The organism is Pseudomonas sp. CM25 (assembly GCF_013179705.1).
GTDB lineage: Bacteria > Pseudomonadota > Gammaproteobacteria > Pseudomonadales > Pseudomonadaceae > Aquipseudomonas.
The window spans coordinates 1-11,205 of record NZ_JABMCW010000181.1 but is presented as its reverse complement, the minus strand read 5'-3'; the positions used below and the strand labels follow the sequence as shown (position 1 = coordinate 11,205).

The 11,205-nt window shown below is 64.2% G+C and carries 11 protein-coding genes; 10 read left to right on the top strand and 1 reads right to left on the bottom strand.

The window, feature by feature from the left end; translation table 11 throughout:
* From HP546_RS18385 to HP546_RS18365, 5 genes are all read left to right on the top strand, one after another.
* Nucleotides 1-240: TauD/TfdA family dioxygenase (locus HP546_RS18385; protein ID WP_172228100.1), on the top strand; the 240-nt coding region annotated here is incomplete at its 5' end.
* Nucleotides 241-294: 54 nt separating this feature from the next.
* A complete protein-coding gene (locus tag HP546_RS18380) occupies nucleotides 295-1,347 on the top strand; it encodes a 3-keto-5-aminohexanoate cleavage protein (protein ID WP_172228098.1) in 1,053 nt (350 codons plus the stop codon).
* 120 nt (nucleotides 1,348-1,467) lie between these two features.
* A complete protein-coding gene (locus tag HP546_RS18375) occupies nucleotides 1,468-2,748 on the top strand; it encodes an MFS transporter (RefSeq protein WP_172228096.1) in 1,281 nt (426 codons plus the stop codon).
* Nucleotides 2,749-2,752: 4 nt separating this feature from the next.
* Nucleotides 2,753-3,406 (top strand): DsbA family protein, encoded by a 654-nt coding sequence (locus tag HP546_RS18370; protein WP_172228094.1) that lies wholly within the window; start codon nucleotides 2,753-2,755, stop codon nucleotides 3,404-3,406.
* A complete protein-coding gene (locus HP546_RS18365; protein WP_172228092.1) occupies nucleotides 3,403-3,717 on the top strand; it encodes a Rieske 2Fe-2S domain-containing protein in 315 nt (104 codons plus the stop codon). The genes HP546_RS18370 and HP546_RS18365 overlap by 4 nt, the downstream gene beginning before the upstream one ends.
* A gap of 48 nt (nucleotides 3,718-3,765) precedes the next feature.
* Here HP546_RS18365 and HP546_RS18360 read toward each other — a convergent pair whose 3' ends face one another.
* On the bottom strand, nucleotides 3,766-4,794 hold the full coding sequence (locus HP546_RS18360) for an AraC family transcriptional regulator (protein WP_172228090.1): 1,029 nt from the start codon (nucleotides 4,792-4,794) through the stop codon (nucleotides 3,766-3,768).
* A 208-nt stretch (nucleotides 4,795-5,002) separates the two neighbouring features.
* Here HP546_RS18360 and HP546_RS18355 point away from each other — a divergent pair, with 208 nt between their 5' ends.
* The 5 genes from HP546_RS18355 to HP546_RS18335 all read left to right on the top strand — a co-directional run.
* Nucleotides 5,003-5,578, top strand: a complete 576-nt coding sequence (locus HP546_RS18355) for an alpha/beta hydrolase (protein WP_172228088.1) — start codon at nucleotides 5,003-5,005, stop codon at nucleotides 5,576-5,578.
* Between the two features lie 77 nt (nucleotides 5,579-5,655).
* The gene (locus tag HP546_RS18350) at nucleotides 5,656-7,611 is read left to right on the top strand and encodes a DUF1302 domain-containing protein (protein WP_172228086.1); all 1,956 of its coding nucleotides are present in this window, start codon (nucleotides 5,656-5,658) and stop codon (nucleotides 7,609-7,611) included.
* Between the two features lie 38 nt (nucleotides 7,612-7,649).
* On the top strand, nucleotides 7,650-9,008 hold the full coding sequence (locus tag HP546_RS18345) for a DUF1329 domain-containing protein (RefSeq protein ID WP_172228084.1): 1,359 nt from the start codon (nucleotides 7,650-7,652) through the stop codon (nucleotides 9,006-9,008).
* Between the two features lie 21 nt (nucleotides 9,009-9,029).
* Entirely contained in the window at nucleotides 9,030-10,025 is a 996-nt protein-coding gene (locus tag HP546_RS18340; RefSeq protein WP_172228082.1) for a YCF48-related protein, read from the top strand.
* 15 nt (nucleotides 10,026-10,040) lie between these two features.
* Nucleotides 10,041-11,205 (top strand): RND family transporter (locus HP546_RS18335; protein ID WP_372242447.1); only part of this gene is annotated, 1,165 nt, incomplete at its 3' end.

Genomic DNA, 11,205 nt, shown 5'->3' with positions numbered 1-11,205 from the left:
AACTACCACACCCCGCAGCGGGTGCGCTTTGGCCAGGATGCCAACCCCGGCGCCAGCGACCTGCTGCGTTACCTGATCAGCCAGGCTTACCTGCCCGAGTACCAGGTGCGCTGGCGCTGGAAGCCCAACAGCGTAGCCATCTGGGACAACCGCAGTACCCAGCACTACGCGGTCATGGACTACCCGCCGTGCCACCGCAAGATGGAGCGCGCCGGCATCCAGGGCAGCCCCACGTTTTAAGCCTGCTGCCGCCATTGGCGGCAACCGCACAATAACAATAGCGAGGACTACAGCATGCAATTCTTCGACGATTCGTTGCACCCGGAAAACATGGAAAAGGTGGTAATCACCGTGGCCCCCTATGGCCCGGAGTGGATGCCCGAAGATTTCCCTGAAGACATTCCGCTGACCATGGACGAGCAGGTGCAGAAGGCCGTCGACTGCTTCGAGGCAGGCGCTACCGTGCTGCACCTGCACGTGCGTGAGCTGGATGGCAAAGGCTCCAAACGGCTGTCCAAATTCAATGAGCTGATCGCCGGGGTGCGCGAAGCGGTGCCGGACATGATCATCCAGGTCGGCGGCTCGATTTCCTTCGCCCCGGAAGGCGAAGGCGAGGCCGCCAAATGGCTGTCGGACGACACCCGGCACATGCTCGCCGAACTGACGCCGCGGCCCGACCAGGTGACCGTGGCCATCAACACCACGCAGATGAACATCATGGAGTTGCTGTACCCGCAGTACCTCGAAGGCACCTCGCTGGCCAGCCCGGCGATCCACGCCGCCTACAGCGAGATGACCGTACCGGCCGGCCCGGCCTGGGTCCGCGAGCATTTGCGCCGCCTGCAGGCCAGCAACATCCAGCCGCACTTTCAGCTGACCGGCATGCATGCGCTGGAAACGCTTGAGCGCATCGTCCGTCGCGGCGACTACATGGGCCCGCTTAACCTGACCTGGATCGGTATTGGTGGCGGCTTCGATGGCCCCAACCCGTTCAACTTCTTCAACTTCATCCACCGTGCGCCAGACGGCTGCACCCTGACTGCCGAATCGCTGCTGAAGAACGTCCTGCCGTTCAACACCATGGCCTTGGCCATGGGCTTGCACCCGCGCTGCGGCAACGAAGACACCATCATCGACCAACACGGCAAGCGTTTCACCTCGGTGCAGCAGATCCAGCAGACCGTGCGCGTGGCCCACGAACTGGGCCGTGAGATTGCCAACGGCAAAGAGGCCCGCGCCATTTACCGTATCGGGCAGCAGTACCACAGCGTCGAGCAGACCCTCGAACGCAACGGCATGGCACCCAACCGCCAGCCCGGTGAGAAAGGCGTGCCGCAGCGTACCTGACGGAGCACGCCCTGGCGCTTCGCGGGCACGCCCGCGAAGAAGCCCCAAGCGCAACATCAGTTCTGGCTGTTACCCATAACAACAAAAGCGACATTCAAGTCCCACTCCCAAGGAGGCAACATGGCCACCTACCTCGCCAGTGCCGAAGATTGCGCTACCGAAACCGCCCACAGCGTGCCCCGGCGTTATGCCTGGGTGGTGTTCGCGCTGACCTTCGGCCTGTTGATCTCCGACTACATGTCGCGTCAGGTACTCAACGCGGTGTTCCCGCTGCTCAAAGCCGAATGGGCGCTGACCGACGGCCAGCTCGGCCTGCTCAGCGGCATTGTTGCGCTGATGGTCGGCCTCTTGACCTTCCCGCTGTCGCTGCTCGCCGACCGGTTCGGCCGGGTGCGCAGCCTGGTGCTGATGGCCGTGCTGTGGAGCCTGGCGACCCTCGGGTGCGCCCTGGCAGAAAACTACCCGCAGATGTTCATCGCACGCTTCCTGGTCGGCGTCGGCGAGGCAGCCTACGGCAGTGTCGGCATTGCCGTGGTAGTAGCGGTGTTTCCTCGCGACATGCGCTCGACGTTGGCCGGTGCCTTCATGGCCGGCGGGATGTTCGGCTCGGTGCTGGGCATGGCCTTGGGCGGCGCATTGGCGCAGCATCTGGGCTGGCGTTGGGCGTTCGCCGGCATGGCCCTGTTCGGGCTGGTGCTGGCCATGCTGTATCCACTGATCGTCAAGGAAGCACGCATTGCGCCTGGCTGTGCGCAACGCCAGCAAGGCAAGCCCAGCCACCCGCTGCGAAGCTTGTACGGCAGCCGCTCGGTCATTGCCGCCTACGTCGGCAGCGGCCTGCAGCTGTTCGTCGGTGGGACACTGATCGTCTGGATGCCCAGTTACCTGAACCGCTATTACGCCATGGGCACCGACCGGGCGGGGGCTATCGCCGCAGTCATCGTGCTGTGCAGTGGCATCGGCATGATTCTCTGCGCCATGCTTTGCGACCGCCTCGGGCGCCAGCGCCCGGACCGCAAGATCAGCCTGGCGATTGCCTACTGCCTGGGCAGCTGCGTGCTGCTGAGCATCGCCTTCGCGCTGCCAGTCGGCACTGCGCAACTGCTGTTGATCTGCCTGGGCATGATGATCGCCGCCGGCACCAACGGCCCTTCCAGCGCCATGGTCGCCAACCTGACCCATGCCGCAGTGCATGGCACGGCATTCGCCACCCTGACCCTGGCCAACAACCTGCTGGGCCTGGCCACCGGGCCATTGATCACTGGCCGGCTGTCGGACCTTATCGGCCTGCAGGCTGCGCTCCAGCTGGTGCCGCTGGCAAGCATCGCTGCGGCGGCGGTGTTCTTTGCCGCCAAACGTCACTACCACCGCGACATGGAACGTCTGCAACTCAGGAGTTGAACACGTGAAACAGCTGTTGTCTGTCGAGGTATTTTTCGATTTCGTCTGCCCCTGGTGCCTGATTGGCCAACGGCACCTGCAAGCGGCCTTGCTGCTGCTGCAGCGCAGCTACCCCGGGCAACAGGTGCAGTTGCACTGGCGGGGCGTGCAGTTGCTGCCGGGGCTGCCCGCCAAGGGGCTGCCTTTCACTACCTTCTACCGGCAGCGCCTGGGCAGCGAGCAAGCGGTACGCGAGCGCCAGGCCCAGGTGCGTGAAGCGGCCCGCGTGGTCGGTGAGGATATCGATTTTTCGCGTATCAAGCGCATGCCCAACACCGGCAATGCCCACCGCCTGGTGCAACGGGCCGCCAGCGTGCTCAGCCCAAGGCAGCTGGAAGACTTGCTGGCACGCCTGTTCATTGCCTACTTCCACCAGGGTCGCGACCTGGGCGACAGCGCCACCTTGCTGGCTATCGCCCAAGGCTGCGGGCTGGAAGCCGCGCAGATCATCGACTGTGTGCGTGACGATGGCAGCCCGTTTCTCGCCGGGGCAGGGCGTGCCGGCAGCGCGGTGCCATGCTACCGCTTCAACCAGGGGCCATTGATTGCCGGGCTGCAGCCGGCCGAGGCGCTGTTTGCAGGCATGTCCGCAGCGTTGCATGAGGCGCAGCAGGCATGAGCCGACGCATCCGACTGCTCCCCACGCAGGTACCGGCGCGCGGTGCGCGCGTGTTACTCGCCTGCGAGGGCCGCAGCATCGCCTTGTTCAATGTGGCCGACTCACTCTACGCCATCGCCGACAGTTGTCCGCACCAGGGCGCGTCCTTGTGCGGCGGGCGCCTGGAAGGCCGGGTGATCCAGTGTTGCGCGCATGGGCTGCGGTTTGACCTGGCCAGTGGGTACCTGGTCAATTCCACGGCGCTCAGGGTTGTCAGTTACCCCGTGGAGCGCGAGGGTGACGAGGTGTTCATCTGCGTCGACAGCGAATAGTCCGCAAAGCCGATGGCGCCAGATTCCCCTGGCGCCAGCAAGCCCGCTTCAAACGCCCGGTGGCCCTGACGCAAGTGGGTCACTGTGCTGCATGCGCCAACTGGCTGGCGGCATGCCGAACTGGGCGATGAACCAGCGGGTGAACGAACTGGGCATCGAATAGCCGAGCATGTCGGCGATGCGCCCCAGCGAATAGTTGGGGTTTTCCAGGTAGCGCATCACCAGGTCGCGGCGCACGCTGTTGATCAGGTCCTTGAAGGTCAACCCGCTTTCTTCAAGCCGCCGCTGCAGGGTGCGCACGTTCATGCCCTGGGTCTGCGCCACTTGCTCGAGCGTGGCCCGCCCCATGGGCAGCAACAGGTAGATGGTCTTGCGCAGTTCCAGCTCCAGCGACGCTGGGCTGCCGGCCGGCAGGGTGTCCAGGTAGCGCCGTGCCAGGCGCGCCATGGCTTCGTTGGCCTGCGGGCTGGTGCTGTCAAGGTCGGCGGCGGGGCAGACGATACCGTTGAATTCGCTGCCAAACACCAGTGTGCAGCCAAAGATGCGTCGGTGAATGGCCAGGTCGGCAGGGGCGGCATGGGTGAAATTGGCGCTGATCGGGTGCCACTGGCCGCCCAGCAGGGCCGCGCACAGACGCATCATCACGCCAATCGCCAGCTCGGTTGCCTGGCGGCTACAAGGCGCTCGCTCGTTGATCACCTCTTCGCGGATGACCACGGTCTTGCCGGCTTCCTCGATGTGAATGGCCAGGGCGTCATTGAGCAGGTGGCGGTACTGCACGATGACCTGCAGGGCGTCGCGCAGATTACGTTGGTGACTGAGCAGCAGGCTGATTTCACCGAAGTCCGACAGCTGGCGCAACTCGGCCATGCGCAAGCCGAAACTTTCACACTGGCTGGCTTTGGCAGAGGCCTCCAGCAAGCTGATGACGCTAGCGACCGGAATGCGCCGGTCGGGGTCGTCAAGCAACGCTGCACCAAGGCCAACCTGTGCCAGCAGCGCATTCGGGTTGAGCCCCAGGTGGCGGGATACCTCCAGGTAGTTGGTCAAGCTGGCAGCACGGACTAAAGCGGGCATTTTTATTGTTTTCCATGCGGTTTTTTTTGTAGTTGGCTGGGCCGACATGCAGTTCGCTTTTTATAGCGTGCGTGTCATGAATTGAAAAGCAAAGTGCTGTCGGGGCCTTGTCATCAAATGAAAAGTGCCTGACGCCCAATGTGAAGCACTCGGGGGAGGGGCTGTTTACTGTGAACCTCAAGCGACATACCCGCACACGAGGTTCACCGTGGAAAAACTGCAAACCACTGCCACCGTGCTGATCGTTCCAGGCTTGCGTGACCATGTCGCCGAGCATTGGCAAACCCTGCTCGCCAGCCGCCTGGCCAAGGTGCGTAGCGTGCCGCCGCTGCAGGTTGACGGGCTTTGCTGCAACGCCCGGGTCGAAGCGATCCAGCGCGAGCTGGAACAGATTGATGGCCCGGTGCTGCTGGTGGCCCACAGTGCCGGCGTGTTGATGGTCGCGCATTGGGCGGCGCGCTACCGACGCCCCATCAAGGGCGCCTTGCTGGCAGCGCCACCAGACCTCGACGCTGATTGGCCAGCGCATTACCCCAGCCCGTCCAGCCTGGCAGAAAAGGGCTGGTCACCGTTGCCGCCAATGCCGCTGCCGTTCCCCAGCATCGTTGCGGCCAGCAGCAATGACCCCCTGGCCTCCTACGCCGCCGCCGGCGTACTGGCCGGTCGGTGGGGTAGTGAGCTGGTCAACCTGGGCGCCGTGGGCCACCTCAACCCGGCCTCCGGTTTCGGCCCTTGGCCGTTGGCCGAAGCGCTGATCCGCCGAATGGACAGTGCCCACCTGTAATAGTGCATGGACGCCCCAACCACGCCCGCGCAAGACGGGCTGGTTAAAAAACAATAACAATACGTGGAGCCATCGTAATGCCTGAACACCGCATTCACCGCGCCGTGAAGCCACAGCGCTGCCTGTTCGCCTGCGCCATCGGCTTGCTTGCGCTACCCGCCGCGCAGGCTTTCGAAGTCGATACTGGCAATGAAAGCTGGGCAGTGCGCTTCGACAATACCGTCAAATACAACTACGGCGTGCGTACCGAAAGTGCCGATAAGCGCATGCTGGGCACGCCCAACAGCAACGACGGCGACTACAACTTTCGCAAGGCCGGCAGCACTATCAGCAACCGGGTCGATCTGCTGACCGAACTGGACGTGGTGTACCACGGCAATACCGGGCTGCGCGTCAGCACCGCCAGCTGGTACGACAAGGCCTATGACAACGCCGGTTCCAACAGCAACCCGTTCGTCAATGGCAACGGCGACCAGTCGGGCATCAACCCCAGTCTCAACGGCCTGCCGGGTACCGGCGTGCCACTTGGCAGCCCGCACCTGAGCAATTATGCCCAACGCTACTACAGTGGCCCGTCCGGCGAAGTGCTGGATGCCTTCGTATTCATCAGCCGTGACGTGGGTGAGGCTTCGCAGGTCAGCGCCAAACTCGGCCAGCACAATCTGTTCTGGGGGGAAACGCTGCTCAACCCGGTGCACTCGCTGAGCTATGGTCAGTCCGGTCTGGACCTGGCCAAGCTGGCCGCCTCGCCGGGCACCGAGGCCAAGGAACTGTTCGTACCGCGTAACCAGCTGTCGACCTCCTTTCTGGTCAACGCTGAACTGAGCGTGGCTGCGCAGTACTTCTTCGACTGGGACGCCGCTCGCCTGCCTGAGGCTGGTACCTACTATGGTGGCGCGGATGTGGTAGGCGAGGGTGCGCAGAGCTTCCTGCTGGGGCACACCGGGACACCGGGGCTTATTCCGGTGCGCGGGGCGTTGACCACCCTTCGCCGTGGCCACGACCTGACGCCGGGCAAGCGCGGCGATTGGGGCGTCATGGCCAAATGGGCACCGGACTGGCTGGGTGGCACCCTTGGTTTCTACTACCGCAAGACCTCGGAAATCCTGCCCCAGGCCTGGCTCGACGCGCGCGGCATGAGCGTTGCCAACGGCCCGTTCGGCAACCCGCCGGGCAGCCGCCAAGGCGCGGTAGGCAACCTGTACAACTCGCTGCAGAGCGCGACCTACCAGTTCGCCTATGCCGACAACATCGATATCTATGGCCTGAGCCTTTCCAGGGATGTCGGCGGTATCAGCGTCGGCAGTGACCTGAACATCCGCCACAACATGCCGTTGGCGAGTATCCCGGCAATCGTCAGCGCGCCTGGCCAGGGCGGCCTGGGCGGCGGTTTCGGCCTGCTGCCCGCGCGCTTGCCCAGCAGCGGTGTGGTCTACGACGTGCCCAGGGATGGCGACAGCCTGAGTGCTACCGGCGACACGCTGCACTTCACCGTCAACGGCCTGATGACCATTGGCGACACACCGCTGTTCGACGCGGCAACCCTGCTGGGCGAGCTGTTCTACAGCAACCTGCTCAAGCTCGATAGCCACAATCAGGCTTTGTACAAGGGCAAGAGCAGCTATCGCGGCCTGGACAAGGCTACACGGGACAACTGGGGTATCGCCGTCAACTTCACCCCCACCTGGTATCAGGTGCTGCCGGGCATGGACCTGAGCCTGCCGCTGTCGATCAACGTGGGCATCGACGGTGTGTCGCCGGTGCAAGGCGGTGGCGCCGAGAACACTGGCAACTATGCGCTGGGCCTGAGCGCGGCCATCTACAACCAGTACTTCGTCGACCTCAAGTACGTCGACAGCTTCGGTCAGGCCAAGGCTTGCAAGGACGGCCAGACCGACGGCAGCACCCCCAACGCCCTGGATGGCGAACAGGATTACACCTGCTACGGCGGCGGCTACGCCTCCTTCTCCGGCGGTGGTGCCACCACCGAGGACCGCGGCGCCCTGTACCTGACCGTCAAGACGACCTTCTGAGTCATGTTTCCTAACGCCCATACAGGAAGACAACCATCATGAACTTCGTACCAACCCTGCTGGCCTCGTGCCTGTCACTGGCCGCCCTGAGCACTGCCCAGGCCGCTGTGTCCCCCGACCAGGCCGCACGCCTGGGCACCAGCCTGACCGCCATCGGCGCGGAAAAAGCCGGTAACGCCGATGGCTCGATCCCGGCCTACCAGGGCGGCCTGCTGACCCCGCCCGCCGGCTACCAGAGCGGCGCCAGCATGCGTCCCGACCCGTTTGCCAGCGACAAGCCGCTGCTGGTCATCGATGGCAACAACGCCGCGCAGTACAAGGACCAGCTCACCGCCACCACCCTGGAGCTGCTCAAGCGCTACCCCAGCTACCGTGTGGATGTGTTCCCGACCCACCGTAGCGTGGCGTTGCCCCAGGCGGTGCTCGACAACACCCGTAAAAACGCCACCGGTGCCCACAGCCAGGAAGGCGGTAGTGCAGTCGACAATGTGCTACCCGGCATCCCGTTCCCTATCCCGCAGAACGGTGCCGAAGCGATGTGGAACTTCCTGCTGCGCTACCAAGGCGTAAGCATGACTGCCAAATACGACTCATGGAACGTCGATGCTGCCGGCAAACCCACGTTGTCGACCACCGGCCAGGCCAACATCAGTTACCCGATATACGAAGACATGAACAAGCCGATTGGCGCCAAGGACACCTACTACCAGATGAAACTGGTGTACACCGGGCCCGCGCGCCGTGCCGGCGAAGCCATGATGTTGCGTGATGCCGCCAACCCGCTGGTGCAGCCGCGCAGTGCCTGGCAGTACCTGCCGGGCCAGCGCCGGGTCAAGCTGGCACCCAACCTGGCATACGACACGCCTAACCCGGGCACTTCGGGCTCGGGTACCTACGATGACGTGTTCGTCTTCAACGGGGCGCTGGACCGCTACGACTGGACCCTGGTCGGCAAGCAGGAAATGTATGTGCCGTACAACACCTACCAGCTCACCTACAACACCGACGTCAGGCAACTGACCACGCCCAACCATCTGGCGCCGCAGTTCGTACGCTGGGAGAAGCACCGCGTGTGGGTTGTGGAGGGCAAGCTGAAGGACGGCGCACGGCACATCTACCACAAGCGCCGCTTCTACCTCGACGAAGACAGCTGGATCGCTTTGGCTTCGGACCAGTACGACGCCCGTGGCCAGTTGTACCGCGGGTCGTTCGCCTTCCTCACGCAGAGCTACGACAAGCAGACCCCGGATGCCACCCCGTTCATGATCCATGACCTGATCGGTGGCACCTATAACCTCAATGGCGTGGTCGGCGCCTATGGCGGCATCCGCTACATCGACCCGCTGTCGAAGACCCAATGGTCGCCCGAGTCGCTGGCCGGCAATGGCATTCGCTGAACCATGGAGCAGAGGTGGCCAATGTCTGTCTTCAAACGCTGCAGCGCACTGATGCTGGCCATGGCTGCGCTGCACGGCGCAGCCATGGCGGCGCCCTTTGCCGACGTGCTGGATGTGCCCGCCATGCCCAGCGCGCTGGTCGCCAGCAGCGCCTTGCGCGATGTGACCCTGGCCGGGCAGCGCCTGGTCGCGGTGGGCCCGCGCGGGCACATCCTGTACTCCGATGACCACGGCGCTCACTGGCAACAGGCCGAGGTGCCGGTCAGCGCTGACCTCAACGCCGTGAGTTTCGCCACGCCCGAACTGGGGTGGGCGGTCGGCCACGAGGGTGTGGTGCTGCACAGCCGCGATGGTGGTGGGCACTGGCAGCGGCAGCTGGACGGCCGCGCGCTGGCCGAACAGCTGCCGGCTGCGAGTGCCGACAATGCCTTGCTCGACGTGTGGTTCAGCGATGCCCGCAATGGTTACGCGGTGGGCGTGTTCAACCTGCTATTGCGCACCACTGACGGTGGCGCGCACTGGCAGCCGTGGCTGGACCACAGCGACAACCCGCAAGGTCTGCACCTGACCAGCCTGGCGGCGGTGGGTGACGACCTGTACATCACTGGCGAACAGGGCTTGCTGCTGAAATGGGACGGCAAGCGCTTCAGCCGCATTGCCACACCCTACGCCGGCACGCTGTTCGGCGCTGTCGGCAAGCGCGGCGTATTGCTGGTCTACGGCCTGCGTGGTCACGCCTATCGCAGCACGGATGGCGGCCGGCAATGGCAGCCGGTCTCCACCGGCGTGAACAGCAGCCTTACCGCTGCCGGCATCGACCGTGACGGGCAGCTGTGGCTGGCCAGCCAGGCCGGCGAGCTATTGCTTAGCCAGGATGACGGCGCCAGTTTCAGCCCGGTGCCGCAAAGCGCCCGCAGCCCGGTGACCGCGCTCACCACCGATGCAGGCAACGGCCTGGTGCTGGTGGGCGAGCGGGGCGTACGCAACCAGGCCGGTAATCCCCCGTCGCACCCATAACAAGAGAAGACCCTGATGGCCGCTACCCGCCAAGATACCCTGCCGGTAATTCGCAACCTCGCTGACTTCGACCCGCGTTCGGGCAACGGCCTGGAGCGCCTGGTGTTCAATCACCGCCTGGCGTTCCTGCTGTGCATGCTGCTGGCTACCCTGGTGCTGGGCTTCATGGCCCTGACCCGTCTGGAGCTGCGGCCCGGTTTCGACAAGATGCTGCCGCAGAGCCACCCGTATATCCACAACTACCTGGAAAACCGCGCCTCGTTGCGCGGCCTGGGCAACGCGGTGCGGGTGGTGGTGGAGAACACCCAAGGCGATATTTTCGATCCGGGCTACCTGCAGACCCTGCGCCACATCAACGACGAGCTGTTTCTCAGCCAGGGCGTGGACCGCGCCTGGGTCAAGTCGCTGTGGAGCCCCGCCGTGCGCTGGACCGAAGTCACCGAAGAAGGCTTCCAGGGTGGCCCGGTCATGCCCGACAGTTACCAGGGTGCGAGGGCAGACATCGAGCAACTGCGCCAGAACATCGAACGCGCCAACATTGTCGGCAGCCTGGTCGCGCGTGACTTCAGGTCGAGCATGCTGATCGTGCCGCTGCTCGACCAGGACTCGGCCACTGGCAAGGGGCTGGACTACCACGCCTTCGCGCAGAAGCTCGAGCAGTTGCGCGCCCGTTACGAGGCCAGCGGCCAGTATCGTATCCATGTCATCGGCTTTGCCAAGCTGATGGGCGACCTGATCGACGGCTTGATCGAGGTGATGGCGTTCTTCGCCCTGGCGGTGCTCACCAGCCTGCTGATCATCTACTGCTATACCCGCTGCCTGCGCAGCACCTTGCTGGTGGTGCTGTGCTCGCTGACTGCGGTGGTGTGGCAGCTGGGCATCGTCGCCTGGCTGGGCTATGCCATCGACCCGTATTCGATCCTGGTGCCGTTCCTGATCTTTGCCATCGGTGTGTCCCATGCGGCGCAGAAGATGAATGGCATTCTTCAGGACATCGGCCGCGGCACCCACCGCCAGGTCGCAGCGCGCTACACCTTTCGCCGCCTGTTCCTGGCCGGGGTAACCGCGCTGCTGGCCGATGCCGTGGGCTTTGCCGTGCTGATGCTGATCGACATCCCGGTCATCCAGGACCTGGCGATTACTGCCAGCATTGGTGTGGCGGTGCTGATCTTCACGTCGT

Bases quoted from the DNA above. Each gene is read 5' to 3' on its own strand.
- HP546_RS18380 (WP_172228098.1), top strand. From the start codon at position 295: ATGCAATTCTTCGACGATTCGTTGCACCCGGAAAACATGGAAAAGGTG.
- HP546_RS18340 (WP_172228082.1), top strand. From the start codon at position 9,030: ATGTCTGTCTTCAAACGCTGCAGCGCACTGATGCTGGCCATGGCTGCG.
- HP546_RS18345 (WP_172228084.1), top strand. From the start codon at position 7,650: ATGAACTTCGTACCAACCCTGCTGGCCTCGTGCCTGTCACTGGCCGCC.
- HP546_RS18375 (WP_172228096.1), top strand. From the start codon at position 1,468: ATGGCCACCTACCTCGCCAGTGCCGAAGATTGCGCTACCGAAACCGCC.
- HP546_RS18365 (WP_172228092.1), top strand. From the start codon at position 3,403: ATGAGCCGACGCATCCGACTGCTCCCCACGCAGGTACCGGCGCGCGGT.
- HP546_RS18360 (WP_172228090.1), bottom strand. From the start codon at position 4,794: ATGCCCGCTTTAGTCCGTGCTGCCAGCTTGACCAACTACCTGGAGGTA.
- HP546_RS18350 (WP_172228086.1), top strand. From the start codon at position 5,656: ATGCCTGAACACCGCATTCACCGCGCCGTGAAGCCACAGCGCTGCCTG.